Annotated in this window: 16 protein-coding genes and 1 riboswitch; of the genes, 9 read left to right on the plus strand and 7 right to left on the minus strand. The window is 72.8% G+C overall.

Annotation, left to right across the window (positions count from 1 at the left end; translation table 11 throughout):
* Positions 1 to 4 precede the first annotated feature (4 nt).
* The 5 genes from DNK56_RS19820 to DNK56_RS19840 form a co-directional block, all read right to left on the minus strand.
* On the minus strand, positions 5 to 949 hold the full coding sequence (locus tag DNK56_RS19820) for a 1-phosphofructokinase family hexose kinase (protein ID WP_111336651.1): 945 nt from the start codon (positions 947 to 949) through the stop codon (positions 5 to 7).
* Positions 950 to 1,139: 190 nt separating this feature from the next.
* Positions 1,140 to 2,288: an N-acetylglucosamine-6-phosphate deacetylase gene (gene nagA, locus DNK56_RS19825; protein ID WP_111336653.1), complete on the minus strand. Its 1,149-nt coding sequence runs from the start codon at positions 2,286 to 2,288 to the stop codon at positions 1,140 to 1,142.
* Positions 2,288 to 3,220, minus strand: a complete 933-nt coding sequence (locus DNK56_RS19830; RefSeq protein WP_111336655.1) for an ROK family protein — start codon at positions 3,218 to 3,220, stop codon at positions 2,288 to 2,290. The genes nagA and DNK56_RS19830 overlap by 1 nt, the downstream gene beginning before the upstream one ends.
* A gap of 184 nt (positions 3,221 to 3,404) precedes the next feature.
* Positions 3,405 to 4,313 carry an SIS domain-containing protein gene (locus DNK56_RS19835; RefSeq protein ID WP_111336657.1) on the minus strand — a complete coding sequence of 303 codons (909 nt, stop codon included), beginning with the start codon at positions 4,311 to 4,313 and terminating at the stop codon, positions 3,405 to 3,407.
* A gap of 166 nt (positions 4,314 to 4,479) precedes the next feature.
* The gene (locus DNK56_RS19840; RefSeq protein WP_241989748.1) at positions 4,480 to 5,646 is read right to left on the minus strand and encodes an IS630 family transposase; all 1,167 of its coding nucleotides are present in this window, start codon (positions 5,644 to 5,646) and stop codon (positions 4,480 to 4,482) included.
* Positions 5,647 to 5,733: 87 nt separating this feature from the next.
* Here DNK56_RS19840 and DNK56_RS19845 point away from each other — a divergent pair, with 87 nt between their 5' ends.
* The 7 genes from DNK56_RS19845 (at position 5,734) to DNK56_RS19875 (ending at position 13,573) form a co-directional block, all read left to right on the plus strand.
* Positions 5,734 to 6,063, plus strand: coding sequence for a hypothetical protein (locus tag DNK56_RS19845; protein ID WP_111330414.1), 330 nt, complete (start codon positions 5,734 to 5,736; stop codon positions 6,061 to 6,063).
* A 227-nt stretch (positions 6,064 to 6,290) separates the two neighbouring features.
* Entirely contained in the window at positions 6,291 to 7,556 is a 1,266-nt protein-coding gene (locus tag DNK56_RS19850; protein ID WP_446750412.1) for an ABC transporter substrate-binding protein, read from the plus strand.
* Between the two features lie 22 nt (positions 7,557 to 7,578).
* Entirely contained in the window at positions 7,579 to 7,866 is a 288-nt protein-coding gene (locus DNK56_RS19855) for a DUF3263 domain-containing protein (RefSeq protein ID WP_111336661.1), read from the plus strand.
* 29 nt (positions 7,867 to 7,895) lie between these two features.
* Entirely contained in the window at positions 7,896 to 8,753 is an 858-nt protein-coding gene (gene otsB / locus DNK56_RS19860; protein WP_111336663.1) for a trehalose-phosphatase, read from the plus strand.
* A gap of 82 nt (positions 8,754 to 8,835) precedes the next feature.
* A complete protein-coding gene (locus DNK56_RS19865; RefSeq protein WP_111336665.1) occupies positions 8,836 to 9,141 on the plus strand; it encodes a trypco2 family protein in 306 nt (101 codons plus the stop codon).
* A gap of 36 nt (positions 9,142 to 9,177) precedes the next feature.
* Complete coding sequence (locus DNK56_RS19870; RefSeq protein ID WP_158558499.1) at positions 9,178 to 13,020, plus strand: trypsin-like peptidase domain-containing protein; 3,843 nt, start codon at positions 9,178 to 9,180, stop codon at positions 13,018 to 13,020.
* A 64-nt stretch (positions 13,021 to 13,084) separates the two neighbouring features.
* Positions 13,085 to 13,573: a DUF4913 domain-containing protein gene (locus tag DNK56_RS19875; RefSeq protein ID WP_241990007.1), complete on the plus strand. Its 489-nt coding sequence runs from the start codon at positions 13,085 to 13,087 to the stop codon at positions 13,571 to 13,573.
* Here the strand turns inward: DNK56_RS19875 and DNK56_RS19880 are convergent.
* Complete coding sequence (locus DNK56_RS19880) at positions 13,570 to 14,964, minus strand: alpha,alpha-trehalose-phosphate synthase (UDP-forming) (protein WP_111336669.1); 1,395 nt, start codon at positions 14,962 to 14,964, stop codon at positions 13,570 to 13,572. The genes DNK56_RS19875 and DNK56_RS19880 overlap by 4 nt on opposite strands.
* Before the next feature lie 63 nt (positions 14,965 to 15,027).
* On the minus strand, positions 15,028 to 15,975 hold the full coding sequence (locus tag DNK56_RS19885; RefSeq protein WP_111336671.1) for a glucosyl-3-phosphoglycerate synthase: 948 nt from the start codon (positions 15,973 to 15,975) through the stop codon (positions 15,028 to 15,030).
* Between the two features lie 156 nt (positions 15,976 to 16,131).
* A riboswitch (SAM riboswitch) is annotated at positions 16,132 to 16,258 on the plus strand.
* Between the two features lie 17 nt (positions 16,259 to 16,275).
* Between DNK56_RS19885 and thrC the strand changes: the two genes are divergently transcribed.
* Together thrC and DNK56_RS19895 are read left to right on the plus strand one after the other, a co-directional pair.
* Positions 16,276 to 17,568, plus strand: coding sequence for a threonine synthase (gene thrC / locus DNK56_RS19890; protein WP_111336673.1), 1,293 nt, complete (start codon positions 16,276 to 16,278; stop codon positions 17,566 to 17,568).
* 29 nt (positions 17,569 to 17,597) lie between these two features.
* Positions 17,598 to 17,876, plus strand: coding sequence for a MoaD/ThiS family protein (locus DNK56_RS19895; protein ID WP_111336675.1), 279 nt, complete (start codon positions 17,598 to 17,600; stop codon positions 17,874 to 17,876).
* Positions 17,877 to 17,997 lie beyond the last annotated feature (121 nt).

Here is a 17,997-nt window from a genome sequence, read left to right on the forward strand (position 1 = left end):
GTGTTCAGACCGCTCCCGGTCCGGGTTCCTCGATGACGACGCGCGGCAGCAGCTCCTCGTACGCCGCGTGGTCGAAGTCGCCCGCGGTGGGGGCGAGCACGGTCGCCGTCGACAGTGCCACCGCCCGGCGCAGCCGCTCCGGCCAGCTCAGCGACTCCACCAGGCCGGAGAGCAGTCCGGCGACCGCGGAGTCGCCCGCGCCGGTCGGGTTGCCCCTGACGGCGGCGGGCGGCGAGGCCCGCCAGACGCCGTCCGGGGTGACCGCGAGCAGGCCGTCGGGGCCGAGGGAGGCGACGACGCCGTGGGCGCCCCGGCGGCGGGCGTCGCGGGTGGCGCGCAGGGGTTCGCGGGAGCCGGTGAGCTGGGCCAGCTCGTCCGCGTTGGGCTTGATCAGGTCGGGCCGGGCGGCGATGCCCCGGCGCAGCGGTTCACCGCTGGTGTCCAGGAGTACGGGGACGCCGGCGGCGCGGGCGAGCCGGACGAGTTCGCCGTAGGCGCCGACGTGGATGCCGGGCGGGAGGCTGCCGCACAGGGCGACGGCGTCCGCGGTGTCCAGCAGCCCGGTGTACGTGTCCAGGAGGGCGGCCCACTCGTCGGCGGTGACCTGGGGGCCCGGCTCGTTGAACTGGGTGGTGTCGCCGGTGGCCGCGTCCACGACCGCGAGGGTGCGGCGGGTGTCGCCGGAGACGGGGACGAGCGCGTCGGTGAGGGTGGCGGCGGGGCGGGGGAGCGCGGCGAGCAGGTCGCGCAGGACGGCTCCGGTGGTGCCGCCGGCGAAGCCGGTGACGACGGTGTCGTGGCCGAGGGCGGTGAGGACGCGGGCGACGTTGACGCCCTTGCCGCCGGGGCGCTCGGAGGTTTCGGTGACCCGGTGACTGGAGTGCGGTACGAGGGCGGGGACGGCGTAGGTCAGGTCGAGTGCCGTGTTCAGCGTGACCGTGAGGATCACCGCGGCCGCCCTTCGATCCGTGCTGTGCGCCGGTTCCTCGCCGGAACGCGCTTTCCGTGCTGGTTTCCCAAAGGATCATGCCAAAGAGGCGGCGGCCGGCCCAGACCTCGGGGCCAACCGCCGTCTCTTCGTTACGTGTGCGACCGGTCGCGGAACGCGTGCCGCCGGGCGCTCTCCGGGGCTGCGGTGCTCAGGGGCGGACGATCCATTCGCCCTTGCGCATGACGCCCTTGAGCCGGAACTCCTCGTCCAGGACGACCAGGTCGGCGTCCTTGCCGGGCTCCAGCGAGCCGACCTTGTCGTAGACGCCGAGGAGGCGGGCCGGGTTGGCGGAGATGGAGCGGACCACGTCCTCGACCGGGATGCGGTCGATGGTGACGGCGCGGTGGAAAGCGGTGTCAAGGGTGAGCGTGGAGCCGGCGATCGAGTTGCCCTCGACGAGCCGGGCGACGCCGTTCTCGACGTTCACGGCGAGCGGGCCCAGCTGGTAGCGGCCGTCGCCGAACCCGGCCGCGTCCATGGCGTCGGTGATCAGGGCGACGCGGTCGGCGCCCGCGTGGTGGTAGGCCAGTTCGAGCGCGGCCGGGTGCAGGTGCGTGCCGTCGTTGATCAGCTCGACGGTGACCCGCTCGTCCTCCAGGAGGGCGGCGATCGGGCCGGGGGAGCGGTGGCCGAGGGTCGGCATCGCGTTGTAGAGGTGCGTGGCGACGGTGGCGCCGGCGTCGATCGCCTCGGCGGTCTGCTCGTACGTGGCGTCGGTGTGGCCGATGGCCGCGATGACGCCGTGCTCGGCGAGCAGCCGTACGGAGTCGATGCCGCCGGGCAGCTCGGTGGCCAGGGTGAACATCTTGGCGGTGCCGCGCGCGGCGTCCATCAGCTTGCGGACCTCGGCCGGGTCCGGGTGGCGCAGCAGGTTCTCGCTGTGGGCGCCCTTGCGACAGGGCGAGATGAAGGGGCCCTCGAAGTGGATGCCGGCGAGGTCGCCCTGCTCGACCAGCTCGGAGAGGATGCCGGCGCGCTCGGCGAGGAAGTCCATCTCGCCGGTGACCGTGGAGGCGACGAGGGTGGTGGTGCCGTGCTCCCGGTGGGTGCGGACACCGGTGAGGACCTCGTCGACGGTGCCCGAGGTGAAGGAGGCGCCGCCGCCGCCGTGGTTGTGCATGTCCACGAAGCCGGGGACGATCCAGTGGCCGGAGAGATCCAGGACCGGGGTGTCCGCCGCGGCCCGGGAGCCGGAGATGCGGGTGCCTTCGACGGTCACCCGGCCGTTCTCGACGGTGCCGGTGGGCAGCACCACCCGAGCCCCTGCGAGAACGGTGCTGTCAGCGCGTCCGGCCATCAGGCGGATACCTCCGTCGAGAGAAGATCCCAGGCGAGCAGCCCTGCGCCCAGGCATCCGGCGGTGTCCCCGAGGGCCGCCGGGACGATGTGGGGCAGCTTCTGGAACGTGACGCGTTCCTCGACGGCCGCACGGAGTGGTGTGAACAAGGTTTCCCCGGCCTCGGCGAGCCCGCCACCGATGATGAGCGTGCGCGGGTCCAGCAGGGTGAGCGCCGTGACGAGGCCGGCGGCAAGTGCCTCGACGGCCTCGCGCCAGACCTCCACGGCCCTCGGGTCGCCGGACTCGACGGCCTTGGCGCAGTCGGCCGCGTCGGCGTTCGGGTCGCCGGAGGCGGCGGCCCAGGCGCGGCTGACGGCGGAGGCGGACGCCAGGGTCTCCAGGCAGCCGCGCTGGCCGCAGCCGCAGTCCGGCCCGTCCGGCCGGATCACGATGTGCCCGATCTCGCCCGCGTAGCCGTGGGCGCCCTCCTCGATGGCTCCGGCGATGCCGATGGCCCCGGCGATGCCGGTGCCGAGCGGGATGAAGAGGAAGCGGTCGGCGCCCCGGCCGGCCCCGATGCGGCCTTCGGCGAGCCCGCCGGTGCGGACGTCGTGGCCGAGTGCCACGGGCACCCCGCCGAGCCGTTCGCCCAGCAGTCGGCGCATGGGGACGTCGCGCCAGCCCAGGTTGGCCGAGTAGACGGCGATTCCCTGCGCGGCGTCCACGATGCCGGGCACGGCGACGCCGGCCGCGAGGGCGCTCTCCCCGAAGTGCTCCTCGCCGTACGCCCGCAGGTCGGCGGCGAAGCCGAGGATCGACTCCACGACGGCGTCGGGACCGCGCTCTCTGCTGGTCGCGCGACGTGCCTCGTAGAGCAGGGCACCATCGGCCCCGACCAGTGCGGCCTTCATTCCGGTGCCGCCCACATCGAGGGCGATGACGTGTTTCACGTGGAACAGTTTCGCCCGAGCGACCCCAAAAGGTCTAGTCCACTATCGCTGTTTGTTGCGCACCCATACAAAATGCCCGGTACCGGTTACGGGGAGCGGGTCCGGTTTGTCGAGAAGGCCCCCCGGACGGGCCGGGCGTACCGGGCCCGTCCGGAATCATGCCCCGTTCGGAGCGTGATCACGCTCACCCCGGCAGGATCACGCTCCGCGAGAGGTTGCGGGGGTGGTCCGGGTCGTATCCCTTCGACTCGGCGAGCGCCACCGCCAGCCGCTGCGCCCGGATCAGATCGGCCATCGGGTCCGCCGACCGGTGCGCGACGAGCGTGCCGCCGACCGCCGCCACCTCACCGGCCAGCCCCTCGGGCAGCGCGCCGAAGACCCAGGCGACCCGGTTCGGCCCGGTGATCGAGATCGGGCCGTGGCGGTACTCCATCGCCGGGTACGACTCGGTCCAGGCGCCGGCCGCCTCGCGCATCTTCAGCCCGGCCTCCTGGGCCAGCCCGTACGTCCAGCCGCGCCCCAGGAACGTCCACTGCTCCGCCGCGACCACCGCCTCGTCCAGCGGTTCGGTCACCGCCGGCTCCGCGTCCACCGCCGCCTCGGTGACCGTCTTCACGCCCGCCGGGAGCGGACCGGCCGCCTCCAGGCCGGCCCGCAGGAAGGCGAGCGCGGTGGTGGCGAACCGGGTCTGCACCACGGACTCCTCGTCCGCCCAGTCCAGCACGGCCACCGCGTCGGCCGCCTCCATGACCGGCGTCTTCGGGTCGCCGGTCAGCGCGACGGTGGCCGTACGCCCGCGCAGCTCGCCCAGGAGCGCCAGCACCTCGCTCGTCGTGCCCGAGCGGGTGATCGCGACGACCCGGTCGTAGCGGCGGCCCACCGGGAACTCCGACGAGGGGTACGCGTCCGTCTCGCCCTGGCCGGCGGCCTCCCGCAGGGCCGCGTAGGCGATGGCCATGAACCACGAGGTGCCGCAGCCGGTGACCGCGACGCGCTCGCCCGGCCTCGGCAGTCCGCCGAACTCCGCGCCCGCCGCGGCGGCGCGCCGCCAGCAGCTGGGCTGGGTGGCGATTTCAGATGCGGTACGCGACATGCGGAACGACTCCTTGCGGCCGGGCGGGCGGGACGGACGGGCGAGAGGTGCGGGCGCGACGGGCAGACGGGAGAGTTGACGGACCGTCGGTTAAAGGTCTGGATCAACAAGACCCTTATATCGAGACCTACTTAGTGGTCGGCTCCGTAAGTCCTTCGGGGGTTGATCATGGTGCCGGGGCGGCGGAGGATTCTTCGTGTCGGCCGGCGGGGTGCTGGTCGAGTCTGGCCAGCAGATCGTCCAGGTCGGAGGTGGTGAACTTCCACTGGAACGGCTGTGCCGTGGCGTTGTAGCGGTCTTCGAATTCTCGGAGCCGGTCTGTGACCTGGGTGAGGTCGGTGAAGTCGTTGGGCGAGACGACCTTGCGCTGGACGACGGAGAAGTAGATTTCCACTTGGTTCAGCCAGGAGGCGTGCACCGGGGTGTGGACCAGGACCGCGTTCGGGAACGCGTCCGACAGTCGGTCGGCGGCCTTCTTGCCGCGGTGGGAGGAGCCGTTGTCGACGATCCAGAACACGCGTTTCGCGCTGGCGTAGGGCTCGCGGGTCATGACCTGGGTGACCAGGTTCATGAACGGGGTGATGCCGGTGGTCGGCTCGCAGCGGCCGGACACTTTCGCGGAGTGGACGTCGTAGGCGGCCAGGTAGGCCAGGGCGCCGCCGCGCCGGTAGGTGTGGTTCACGCGCATCGCGCGGGCCCGGCCGGGCGGCAGGGTCGGATGACAGCGGCAGCGGGCCTGGATGGAGGTCTTCTCGTCCGCGCTGATGACGTACTCGTCGTCGCCGAGCGGGACGCCCCGCCAGGTACGGGCATACAGGTCCAGTACACGCTCGGCCTTCGGGCGGAAGTCCGGGTCGGTGACGAAGATCCAGGATTGGTACTGCCACGGTTTGATCGCGTCGTCGCCCAGCCAGCGACGGACAGTGGAGGCGGAGATCGAGCTGGCGATGGACCGGGCGACGACTTCGCGGGCAAGCTCCGGGCACGACCAACGCGCCAGCGGCACCCCTGTCTCGGCGGGCAGCCGGCAGGCCAGAGCCTTGACCTGGGCGGCCTGGAGCGCGGTGAACGAGGGGGGCCTGCCCGACCGGTCGAGGTCGCCCAGCCCGGCGAGCCCGTGCTCGGCGAACCGGCCGCGCCAGCGGCGGACCGTGTCCAGATGCAGACCCGTCTCCCGGGCGATGCGCGCGTTGGCGCGTCCGCGCGCCGCGTGCAGCACCACCTGCGCGCGCATCCGCAGCCGGTACTCGGTCTTGTGGCCGTAGGCCATCAGCTTCAGTCGCTCGCGCTCGGCGGCGCGCAGGGTGATCGTGCGGGCGACGGCAACAGGCAATGCAGGCGGGCCAATCCGGAGAAGTGGATCACAACAGGCCGAAGCTTGCCGTATCCGGTCCGTGGCCCCTCGGGCAGGATGGGCGCCATGCCCACGCCCTCGGAACACACCCGCCTCTCGCTGGAAGCCCGCCTCGGCGAGCAGGCCCGCGCCGTCTGGCCCCAGATTGCGCAGTTGCATGTCCGACACCGCGGAGCGTTCGCCTACGTGGAGGCCGAACTGGCCGACGGCGAACGGGTCAAGCTGATGCGACTGCGCTACACCGGCACCGTCAGCAAGAGGTGGGGCTTCGCCCCCTACTACGCCAGTGGCGACCGCTACGAAGACTCCCTGCTGCCCACCGGCAGCCCCACCGGCACCCCCGCGGAGGCGCTCGACTGCGCCTGCGAGCTCCACATCGCTGCAGTCGACATCTGACCCACTACCAGGCACAACGCCGGATCCGAAGTCAACCCCCGAAGGACTTACGGAGCCGACCACTTAGCGGTCGCCGCACGGCCCGTGCAATGCTGCGACGTTGTGGAAGCGATACCTCCGTGGTGTAGATCCCTGCGCCAATGGCGGGAAAAATCGCAGCTCACCCGAAGTGTCCCGAGTGGACCTGGGAGCGGTGGACGAAGCAGGACGAAAGAACGGACTGAGCTGTGCAGCGGCGTTACTTGGGACTGACGGCGGCGGTCGCCGCACTGGGAATGACGGTGACTCTGTCCGGCTGCGGAGGCAGCGGCGGCTCCGGAGACGTCACGCTGAAACTGGTCGCCGCCGACTACGGCACGAGTGACGCCAACAAGTCCGACAAATACTGGGAGGGCGTCGCACGCGGTTTCGAGGAGTCCCATCCCGGCATCAAGATCGACATCACCGTCCTGCCCTGGACCGACATCGACCGCGAGGTCGCCAAGATGGTCAAGGACGGCAAGGCGCCCGACATCGCACAGATCGGCGCCTACGCGGACTACGCCAAGGCCGGGAAGCTCTACTCCGCCAACCAGATGCTCAGCATCCCCACCCAGGCCAACTTCCTGCCGAAGCTCGCCGACGCCGGGCGGGTCAACCGCATCCAGTACGGGCTGCCGTTCGTCGCCAGCACCCGGCTGCTCTTCTACAACAAGAAGCTCTTCCGCCAGTCCGGTCTCGACGCGCCCCGCACCTGGAGCGACATGGCCGACGACGCCGCCAAGCTCGAACAGGCCGGTGTGAAGTACCCCTTCGCCCTGCCCCTCGGGCCCGAGGAGTCCCAGGCCGAGACCCTGATGTGGATGCTCAGCGGGGACGGCGGCTACACCGATGACGCCGGCTCGTACGACATCGACTCCCAGGAGAACATCAAGACGTTCAACTGGCTGAAGTCCAATCTCGTCGACAAGCGTCTCGTCGGACCGGTCGCCCCCGGCAAGCTCAACCGCGCGAAGGCCTTCGCGGCGTTCACGAAGGGTCAGGTCGGCATGCTCAACGGCCACCCCACGCTGATGGAGGAGGCCGAGCAGCGGGGCGTCGAGGTCGGCATGGTCCCGCTGCCCGGTGCCGAGGGCCCCACCGACCGGCCGATGGGCGTCGCCGACTGGATCATGGGCTTCAAGCAGAACGGCCACCGGGCGGAGATCGGGAAGTTCTTCGACTTCCTCTTCACCGACAAGAACATCATCCAGTTCGCCGACATGTACGACATGCTGCCGGTCACCGACAGCGCGTCCGCCGCGATGGAGGACGACCCCCGGTTCAAGCAGCTGCACCAGTTCCTCGCCGCGCTCTCGCAGGCCGAGTTCTACCCCTTCGGCAAGACGTCCTGGGCGAAGGCGAGCGAGTCGATCAAGGAGAACATCGGCACGGCGGTGGAGCCGGGGGCCAGCCCGGAGACGGTGCTCGGGCGGATAGCCCGCGAGGCGATCGCGGCGGAGGCGGCGGAGTAGGCCGCGCCATATATTGGCTGATATGACCGCCCAGCCCCCGAACGGCCCCACCGGCCCTCCCGGCCCCACCGGCCCCGACGAGCCCGCCCCGCTGTCCGACCGCGACCGCGCGGTCCTGGCGGTGGAGCGGCAGTCGTGGGCGGGGCCGGGCGCCAAGGAGCGGGCGATCCGGGAGCGGCTGGGGCTGTCGCCCACCCGGTATTACCAGCTGCTGAACGCGTTGCTGGACGATCGGCGGGCGCTGGAGGAGGACCCGGTGACGGTGAACCGCCTCCGGCGCGTCCGCGAGGCCCGCCGCAACCGCCGCTGAACGCGGGGCGCCCCGATACGCTCGGGCCCATGGACAGCCATCCGTACCGCCCCGCCACCGCCGCCGGACTCCGCGGCCTGGACGCCGTCCTCGCCCGGCCCGACGAGGCGCTCGTCGCGCTCGACTTCGACGGGACGCTGGCGGACATCGTGCCGGACCCGGAGCAGGCGCGGGCGCACGCGGGAGCCGTCGAGGCGCTGGCCGCCCTCGCGCCCCGCGTCCGCGCGGTGGCCGTGATCACCGGCCGCCCGGCCGACGTCGCCGTGCGGTACGGCGGCTTCGCCGGGGTCGCCGGCCTCGACCACCTCGTCGTCCTCGGGCACTACGGTGCCGAACGGTGGGACGCGGCGACCGGCGAGCTCCACGCCCCCGACCCGCACCCCGGCATCGCCGCCGTGCGCGCCGCGCTCCCCGCCGTACTCGACGGGTCCGGGCTCCGGCAGGAGACCTGGACCGAGGACAAGGGCCACGCCCTCGCCGTCCACACGCGCCGCGCGGCCGACCCGCAGGCCGCGTTCGACGCGCTGCGCGGGCCCCTCGGCGAACTGGCCGCCGCGCACGGGCTGATCGTCGAACCGGGCCGCCTCGTCCTGGAGCTGCGCCCGCCGGGCATGGACAAGGGCGTCGCGCTCACCGCGTACGTGCACGAGATCGGCGCCACGTCCGTCGTCTACGCGGGCGACGACCTGGGCGACCTCGCCGCGTACGCGGCCGTCGAGAAGCTGCGCGCGGACGAGGCGCGCCCCGTCCCCGGCCTCCTCCTCTGCAGCGGCAGCGCCGAGGTCCCGGAACTGGCCTCCCGCGCCGACCTCGCACTGCCGGGCCCCGCCGCGGTCGTGGACTTCCTGCACGACCTGGCGCGCCAACTCGGCGCCGAACAGGGCTGATTGGGCGCAGTGGCGCCTTCGTTTCCCGGTGCGGCTGTGGCATTCTGTTGCGACTCCGATTCACGCGGCGGCGGGGGGCGTCATGGGCGAAGGTGCGGACGACGGGCTCGATCTGACGGACGCCGTACGGCTGTTACGCAGACAACTGGCCGCCGCCCAGCGGGACGCCGAGCACTCCGACGTACGGTTCCGGGTGGGTGAGGTCACCGTGGAACTCGCCGTCGAGCTGACCCGTTCCGGAGGCGGCGGCGGTTCCCTCCGCTTCGGCGTCGTCGGCGTGGACGCCAAGCGGGAGCGCGCCCACAGCACCACCCACCGCATCGAACTCACCCTGCACCCCGTATCCGGCACCGGCGGCGATCTGGAGATCGGCGACAGCGACGACTGACCGAGCGGGGCCGAGCGGAACGCGGTGGGGGCGGCGGTGAAGTTCGAACGCGTGGTGCAGGTACGGGGGAAGAGCGGCACGGCCCCCGGCTCGTTCGGCACCGGCTACCTCGTCGGACCCGGCCTCGTCCTCACCGCCGCGCACCTCCTGCGCAGCCGGGACGGCGCCCCCCTCACCCCCACCGTCACCTTCCCCGCCGACGGCGAACCCGGCCCCTGGCCGGCCCGGACGCTCTGGCTCCGCTACGACGGCGCGGGCGGCAGCGTGGACGCCGCGCTCCTCGCGGTGACCGGCCCGGCGGCCCTGCGCACGGCGGACGCCGAACCCCAGCGCTGGGGCGACCTCGTCACCCGGGCCGCCCGCCACCCCGTCGTCTCGTACGGCTACCCCCGCAGCCAGCGCGTGGAGCGCGACGGCGGCGCCCCCGTGCGCGCGGAGGAGCAGTTCACCGGACACATCAACCCCGGCACCGGCGCCGCCGCCCGCCGCTGGGAGCTGCTGAGCCGTGACCCGATGCCCGCCGGGGGCCCCGCGGCCCGGGGCTGGGGCGGCATGTCGGGCGCCCCCGTGTTCAGCGGCGAGCTGCTGCTCGGCGTGGTGACCGTGGACCGCGACGCGGCGGCCGGCAGCAGACTCGTCGCGACCCGCAGCAGCGAACTGCTCGCCGACGCGGGCTTCCGCACCGCCCTGCGCACCGCGCTGCGTACCGCCGCACCGCCTGGCCGGTACGGCGATCCGGTCGCCGAGCCGGCCGAACTCACCTCGCTGCTGAGCCCGGCGGACCCCGAACGCGACCTGCGCTCACCGGCGATGCTGCTGCGCGCCGATGTGGAGGCCACCCCGTTCCGCGGCCGCCGCACCGAGTGGGAGAGCCTGCGGGAATGGTGCCTCGGCGCCCCCGGCGCCCCAGCAGCACCCGGCGCCCCAGCATCCCCCGGCCCACCGGCCGCCCCCGCCGCCCGGCTGGCGGTCCGGGTGCTCACCGGCCCCGGCGGACAGGGCAAGAGCCGCATCGTGCGCCGGCTCGTCGCGTCCGTGGGCAAGGAGCCCGGCTGGGTCGCCGGACTGCTCCGCAGCGAGCTCACCGACGACAACCTGCCGCCCCACCGCACCGACCCGCACTCCGACGGCCCGCCGGGAGCCACGGCGCTGGACGCCATCGGCGGCTGCCTGCGCGACCTGCTGCTCGTCGTCGACTACGCGGAGACCCGGCCCCGCTGGATTCGGCGGCTCATCGACGGGGCCCGTGCGGCGGCCGGCGCCGGGCGCACCGTCCGGGTGCTGCTCGTCGCCCGCTCCTCCGGCGGCTGGCAGCGCGACCCGTACGACGCGGCCGCCGCCACGCACGACATCCTCGCCGAGGCCCCGGCCACCGAACTCGGCCCGCTGGACGTCACGTCCGACTCGCGCCGGGCGGCCTTCCGGGCCGCGCTGCACGGACTCGCCGGACACCTGGGGCGCACCGAGGGGTACGAGGAGTGCGACTGGAGCGCCCTCGCCGCGCGCACGCCCGTACCGGCGGACATGTCGGGACGCCGGTACGCCACCGCCCTCAACGTGCAGATGGAGGCCCTGGCCGCGCTGCTCCAGCGGGGGCCCGCCCCGCTCGCCGTGGTCCCCGGCGAGGTCGTCGAGATGACGCTGCTGCGGCACGAGGAGCGGTACTGGACGCGCACCCTGGCCGCCGCCGGCGGACGGCCGCTGGCGATGCCGCTCACGCACCGGGTCGTCGCCGCCGCGACCCTGTGCGGGGCCGCCGACGAGGACGAGGCGATGGCGGTCGTCGCCAGGATTCCGGCGATCGACCGGGACCGCGAGTGGGAGCTGGCCGACGCGGTCGGCCGGCTGTATCCGGGCAGCGGCGACGCCTACTGGGGGACGCTGCAACCCGACCGCGTCGCGGAGCACCAGGCGTCGCTGATGGTGGCGGACGTCCCCGCGCTGCTCCCGGCGCTGATGGCGGGCGCGGCCCCCGCCCAGCAGGTGCAGGCGCTGACCGTGCTGACCAGGGCCGTCGTGGCGCACGCCAACGCCGGCCGCACCCGGCAGCGCGACCTCGTCCTCGGCCGGCTCGACGCGCTGCTGGACCGGCAGCCCTTCACCGCCGAGGTGCTGCGCGCCGTGGCGGCGGCCCTGCCGGAGGCGTCCGACGCGCTCACCCGGTTCGCGGCCCGGCTCACCGGGCGGCTGGTCGAGCAGTACGGCGACCCCGACGAAGGGGGCGCCGACCAGGACAAGCTCGCCTGGGCCCTGGCCGAGTGGGCCAAGCGCCGGGCGAGGCTGGGCGACTGGCGGTCGGCCGTGACGGCCATGGAGAAGTCGGTGGCGGTCCGGCGTGAATCGGCGGCCGGCCGGACCCCCGCCCAGGAACGGCTGCTCGCCGACGCGCTGATCCAGCTGTCGGCCTATCAGTGGAACGCGGGCGACCGGCACGCCTCGCTCGCGCTCGACGAGGAGGCCGTGCGGCTGTGCCGGGGGCTGGAGCGCGGCGGCTCCGACGCGGACCCCGCCCTGCTGGCCAAGGCCCTGAACTCGCTGGCCGTCGTCCACGATGAGCTGGGGCGCGTGCCCGAAGCGGTGGCCGCCGCCGAGGAGTCGACCGCCCTGCGCGAGGAGTTGGCCCGGCACGACCCGTCCGCCGCCGGCGCCTACGCCGCATCGCTGCGCACCCTCGCCGGCTGCCGTACGGCTGCCGGGCAGGCCGACGAGGGCCGGGCCATCGTGCAGCGGGCGCTGGCCATCGAGCGCCGGCTCGCCGCCGAGAACCCGGACGCCCACGCGGACACCCTGGCCCGCACGCTGAACAACCTCTCCTGGCACTACTGGCGCGCGGGCGCCGGCTCCGAAGACATACGGACCGCTCTGGAGGAGGCGGTGGCTCTGCGCAGACGGCAGGCCGCCGACAACCCGGACACGTACAACGACGACCTGGCGCTCTGCCTGGTCAATCTGGCCACCGAGCAGCCGCACGAAGAGGCCCTGCGGACGCAGGACGAGGCGGTCGCGCTCTACGAATCGCTCACCGACAGCCCGCCGCTGGTGCGGGCCCGGCGACTGCGGCTGCCGTTCAGCAACCGGGCGTGGACGCTGCACGAGTTGGGCCGGGTGGACGAGGCGGTGGAGGCGATCGAGGAGGCGCTCGGCCATGTGCGGCTGCTGTACGGGGACAACCCGGTGGGCAACGGGGACGACCTGGCCAACGACCTGTCGAAGGCCGCCAGGTTCTACGGGTCCGCCGGGCGCGGGGACGAGGAACTGGCCGCCCACGAGGAGCGGATCGAGGTGCTGCGCGCCCACGAGCGGCGGCTCGAAGCGCTGCGCGGCCCCGACGGCGCGCGCTCCGTCGCGAACGAGGTGGCGCTCGCCGAAGCGCTGCACAACCACGCCCTGGACCTGATGGAGCGCGGCCGGCCCGAGGACGCCGTGGCGGCGGGCGACGAGGCGCTGGAACGGTACGAGCGGCGCTGGCGGGCGGCACCCGAACTGGAGCGGTTGGACTACGTGGCGGGGCTGATGCTCGTGGCGTGGCTGCGCGAGCGCACCGGGCTGGGCGGCGATTCGGTGCCGCTGCGGGAGCGTGCCGTCGCCGTGCTGCGCCCGGCGGTCCGGCGCGGCGAGGCGGACCGGGACCTCCTGGCCACGTATCTGCTGGAGCTGGCCGAGCGCCTGGCGGCGGCCGGTGGCCTGCCGGACCTGCTGCGGGCGCTGCCGTTCTTCGCCGAGGCCACCGAACACCGGGTCCGGACGGCGGCGGGCGATCCGGAGGGACGCGAACGGCTGACCTGGGCGGCGACCCGCTGGGCCCAGACGCTGGAGTCCTGCGGACGGACCGCCGAGGCGCGCGGCGTACGCCATCGGCACGGACTGCCGGCGGCTTGACCACCGGCCGGAACGACACACAACGCTTTGCCGGACTTCGTGAGCATGCGGGAAGGAGTGGCAGATGTCGCCACAGCAGGGTGAAGAGGGCGCGGCCGACGACCGGAGCGAGCCGGCCCCGGGGGAGCCCGAGCAGGGGTCGGCGCAGGCCGATGAGGACGTCGACATGGTCTTCACGTCGGTGGACGCGTTCTACGACGAGTACCTGTCCCAGGTGGTGCGGCGCCGGGTGGACGGGGTGTATCTGGCCTGGTGCGCGGACTGGTGGAGGCATGCCGAGGCCATCGCGCGGATCGCCGCCCTCTGGCGCGCCTTCGAGTACCTGCGGCACGACGCGGCCCTCGGCATGACCCACTGGTGGCTGCACCACGCCGATCCGCATCTCGCCGTGCTGATGGACCCGCGCACCGGGCCGTTCGCCCTCTGTACGGGGCCCGAGGGGCACAGCGAGGGGATCGGCCCGCTGCCGGGCAACCCCTCCCCGCCCGAGATGTGGGACCACCCGGCCTTCTCGCTGTACGCGACCGACCCGCAGGAGCCGGGCGGGTCCTAGTCGCGCCGCAGCGCCTCCAGCTGGTCCAGGAACCACTGCTGCGGCGGGAGCGCCGTCGCCGCCTCCGCCAGGCGCTCGGAGCGGGCCGCCCGTACGTCGTCCGGCAGCGTCAGCGCCTCGTGGAGCGCGGTCGCCGTGGCCGAGACGTCGTACGGGTTGACCGTGAAGGCGTGCTCGCCCAGCTCCTCGTACGCGCCGGCCTCGCGGGAGAGGACCAGGGCGCAGCCCTCGTCGGAGACGACCGGGACCTCCTTGGCGACCAGGTTCATGCCGTCCCGGATGGGGTTGACCAGGGCCACGTCGGCCAGCCGGTACGCGGCGAGCGAGCGGGCGAAGTCGTCCTTCACGTGCAGGACGACCGGGGTCCAGTCCGCCGTGCCGTACGTCTTGTTGATCGCGTCGGCGACCTGCCGGACCTCCGCGGTGTACTCCCGGTAGACCGCGAGGTCCTGGCGCGAGGGGTAGGCGAACGCGACGTGCACGACGCGTTCGCGCCACTCGGGGTGCTCGTCGAGCAGGGCGCGGTACGCGTGCAGGCCGCGGACGATGTTCTTGGACAGCTCCGTGCGGTCGACCCGGACGATGGTGCGCCGGTCCGGTCCGATCTGGGCGCGCAGCGACTCCATCCGCTCGTCCACGTCGGCCTCGTGCGCGCGGCGGCGCAGGAATCCGGCGTCGGCGCCCAGGCCGTGCACGCCGATGCGGGTGCGTCCGGTGCCGCCCAGGATCTCCGTGCAGCAGCCGATGAAGGCGTCCGACCAGCGGCGGGTCAGGAAGGCGGCGCGGTCGGCGCCGAGGATGCCGCGCAGCAGCTGTTCGGCGATGTCGTCGGGGAGCAGCCGGAAGTAGTCGACGGGCGCCCACGGGGTGTGCGAGAAGTGGCCGATGCGCAGGTCGGGGCGGAGTTCGCGGAGCATGCCGGGGACCAGCGAGAGGTGGTAGTCCTGCACGAGGACGGCCGCGCCCTCGGCCGCCTCCTCGGCGAGCGCTTCGGCGAAGGCGCGGTTGTACGCCTCGTAGGACGCCCACTGCCTGCGGAACTCCGCATCGAACACGGGTTCGACGGGGGTCTGGTACAGCATGTGGTGGACGAACCACAGCACGGAGTTGGCGACGCCGTTGTACGCGTCGGCGTGCGTCCCGGCGTCGATGTCGAGCATGCGGACGCCCGGTTCGCCGACGCCCCGGCGCACCGCCTCGCGGTCGCCGTCGCCGAGGGCCGCGCAGACCCACATCTTGTCGTCCACGGCGCTGAGGCCGGAAACGAGCCCGCCCCCGCCCCGTTTCGCTTCGAGTGAGCCGTCCTCGCGCAGCGCGTACGACACGGGGCCGCGGTTGGACGCGACGAGGACCTGGGCAGCGGGCTGGTGGGGGGCGTGCTCGGAGACCATGGCCGGAATCTAGCCCGATCCGTAACCGTCCAAACGTACGAAGTCGGACGGGCGGGGGCGTGATCAGGCCGCGCGGCGTGCGATGTACTCCTCGATCTCCCGCATCGGCGGCCTCTCCTGCGTGTCCACGGGGTACGTGTGCGGCACGAATCCGTGCGGCCCGCGCTCGAACTGGGTGAGCGAGGGGCGGATCAGATGCCCCCGCGAGAGCCGTACCTGCGCGGTCCGGTAGATGGCGGCGGCCATCCGGCCCAGCGCCTGCCCGTCCTGGTGCCGGTGGACGCGCCGGCCGACGTCCACCTGGGCCAGCGCGTCCAGGCCCACGGTGTGCAGCGCGTCCACGAGCAGGCCGAGCTCGACCCCGTAACCGACCGGGAAGGGCAGCCGCTCCAGGAGCGAGCGGCGCACCGCGTACTCGCCGCCCAGCGGCTGGACGAAGCCCGCGAGCAGCGGCCAGTGGAGGTTCAGCAGGGGCCGGGCGACCAGCTCCGTGACGCGGCCGCCCTGACCCGCGAGCTCGCCGAGCGGACGGTCGTACATCGCCTTGACGAACTGCACCTCGGGGTGGACGAGCAGCGGGGCGACGATCCCCGAGACGAAGTCCGCCGAGAAGTCCCGCAGGTCCGCGTCGACGAAGCACACGATGTCGCCGCCGGTGACCAGGAGCGAGCGCCACAGCACCTCGCCCTTGCCGGGGACGGCCGGGATACGGGGCAGGATCGCGTCCCGGTGGACCACCCGGGCGCCCGCCCGGCGCGCGACCTCGGCGGTCGCGTCCGTGGAACCGGAGTCGATCACCACCAGTTCGTCCACCAGCCGGACCTTCTCCATCAGCTCGCGCCGGATGGTCGCGACGATGTCCCCGACGGTCGCCGCCTCGTTCAACGCGGGCAGGACGACGCTCACGCCCGTACCGTGCGCACCGCACTCGGCGGCCTGTTCGGCCGCCGGCGGGTGGTCGGCGGCGGACCAGGAACGCCTGGTCAGCCAGCGTTCGACCTCTTCGAGCACGGGCGATACTCCCTGTATGTGATCCATCTCGCGGTACGGACGACTATCTCAACAGTCCGCTCCTTCGGTTACAGTCTTGAACAACGCGGACGACCATCGCATGCCGGGGTCGATCCGCCGACAAACGCTCGGATCATTCGTGATCCGGTGCCACAGCGCTCATCCAGAGGGACAGAGGGAACGGCCCGTTGAAGTCCCGGCAACCCTCCTGCCGACCGCGAGGTTCGGTGGGGAAGGTGCCAATTCCGTCTCGCGGCGAAACGCGTCGTGAGGAAGATGAGGAGAAAGGGCCTCGCCATCATGGCTGTTGAGACTGTCGCAGCATCCGCCGAATCCACCGTCGACCTCGGTCCCGCCGCAGCGCTTTCCTGCCGCGAGTGCGGTGAAAGGTTTGCTCTCGGCCCGATCTTCGCCTGTGCGTCCTGTTTCGGGCCGCTCGAAGTGGCGTACGACCTGCCGAGCGGCTCGCCCGAGGAGCTGAAGAAGCGCATCGCGGCCGGCCCGAACAACATCTGGCGCTACGCGCCGCTGCTGCCGGTCCCCGCGAACGTCGCCGACAAGCCCAATCTCAACCCCGGTTTCACCAAGCTGGTCAAGGCCGACAACCTCGCCCGCGAGCTGGGCGTCACCGGCGGCCTGTACGTCAAGGACGACTCCGGCAACCCGACGCACTCCTTCAAGGACCGCGTCGTCGCCATCGCCGTCGAGGCCGCCCGCGCCTTCGGCTTCACCACGCTCTCCTGCTCCTCCACCGGCAACCTCGCCGGAGCGGTCGGCGCCGCCGCCTCCCGCGCCGGGCTGCGCTCCTGCGTGTTCATCCCGCACGACCTGGAGCAGGGCAAGGTCGTCATGGCCGCGGTGTACGGCGGCGAGCTGGTCGGCATCGAGGGCAACTACGACGACGTCAACCGCTTCTGCTCCGAGCTCATCGGCGACCCGCTGGGCGAGGGCTGGGGCTTCGTCAACGTGAACCTGCGCCCGTACTACGGCGAGGGCTCCAAGACCCTGGCGTACGAGATCTGCGAGCAGCTCGGCTGGCGGCTGCCCGACCAGATCGTCATCCCGATCGCCTCCGGCTCGCAGCTCACGAAGATCGACAAGGGCCTCCAGGAGCTGATCAAGCTCGGCCTCGTCGAGGACAAGCCGTACAAGATCTTCGGCGCCCAGGCCGAGGGCTGCTCCCCGGTCTCCACGGCCTTCAAGGCCGGGCACGACGTGGTGCGCCCGCAGAAGCCGAACACGATCGCCAAGTCCCTGGCGATCGGCAACCCGGCCGACGGCCCGTACGTCCTGGACATCGCCCGCCGCACCGGCGGCGCCGTGGAGGACGTGAACGACGAGCAGGTCGTGGACGCGATCAAGCTCCTGGCCCGCACCGAGGGCATCTTCGCCGAGACGGCGGGCGGGGTGACGGTCGGCGTGACGAAGAAGCTGATCGACGCCGGCCTGCTCGACCCGGCGCTCACCACCGTCGTCCTGAACACGGGTGACGGCCTCAAGACGCTGGACGCCGTGGCCGACACCTCGCAGGCGACCGCCACCATCCGCCCGAGCCTCGACGCCTTCCGCGCCGCCGGCCTCGCCACCAGCTGACCACCCGAGACTTCAGGAAGGCACCCGCCATGAGCGTCAAGGTCCGTATCCCCACCATCCTCCGCACCTACACGGGCGGCCAGGCCGAGGTGCCCGCCGAGGGCGCGAACGTCTCCGAGGTCATCGCCTCGCTGGAGCAGAACCACCCCGGCATCGGCGCCCGCGTCCTGGACGACCAGGGCAACCTGCGCCGATTCGTCAACGTGTACGTGAACGACGACGACGTCCGCTTCGAGGGCGGCCTGGAAGCGGCCACCCCGGACGGCGCCAACATCTCGATCATCCCGGCCGTGGCCGGCGGCTGCTGACCCCACCCCCGCACCGGCCCCCGGCTGCGCAGAGTCACAAGAATTGCCCCCTCCGCAAGAGAAGCGGAGGGGGCAATTCTGCATGGTTGAGCGGGGTAGAGTGTGGGAAGTCCCCTTCGCT

It is taken from the genome of Streptomyces sp. AC1-42W, from assembly GCF_003248355.1.
Lineage (GTDB): Bacteria > Actinomycetota > Actinomycetes > Streptomycetales > Streptomycetaceae > Streptomyces.

Excerpts from the sequence above, each read along its gene's own strand:
- DNK56_RS19880 (WP_111336669.1), bottom strand. The coding sequence starts at position 14,964 with ATGGTCTCCGAGCACGCCCCCCACCAGCCCGCTGCCCAGGTCCTCGTC.
- DNK56_RS19875 (WP_241990007.1), top strand. The coding sequence starts at position 13,085 with ATGTCGCCACAGCAGGGTGAAGAGGGCGCGGCCGACGACCGGAGCGAG.
- DNK56_RS19855 (WP_111336661.1), top strand. The coding sequence starts at position 7,579 with ATGACCGCCCAGCCCCCGAACGGCCCCACCGGCCCTCCCGGCCCCACC.
- DNK56_RS19835 (WP_111336657.1), bottom strand. The coding sequence starts at position 4,313 with ATGTCGCGTACCGCATCTGAAATCGCCACCCAGCCCAGCTGCTGGCGG.
- nagA (WP_111336653.1), bottom strand. The coding sequence starts at position 2,288 with ATGGCCGGACGCGCTGACAGCACCGTTCTCGCAGGGGCTCGGGTGGTG.
- DNK56_RS19895 (WP_111336675.1), top strand. The coding sequence starts at position 17,598 with ATGAGCGTCAAGGTCCGTATCCCCACCATCCTCCGCACCTACACGGGC.
- otsB (WP_111336663.1), top strand. The coding sequence starts at position 7,896 with ATGGACAGCCATCCGTACCGCCCCGCCACCGCCGCCGGACTCCGCGGC.
- thrC (WP_111336673.1), top strand. The coding sequence starts at position 16,276 with ATGGCTGTTGAGACTGTCGCAGCATCCGCCGAATCCACCGTCGACCTC.
- DNK56_RS19865 (WP_111336665.1), top strand. The coding sequence starts at position 8,836 with ATGGGCGAAGGTGCGGACGACGGGCTCGATCTGACGGACGCCGTACGG.
- DNK56_RS19845 (WP_111330414.1), top strand. The coding sequence starts at position 5,734 with ATGCCCACGCCCTCGGAACACACCCGCCTCTCGCTGGAAGCCCGCCTC.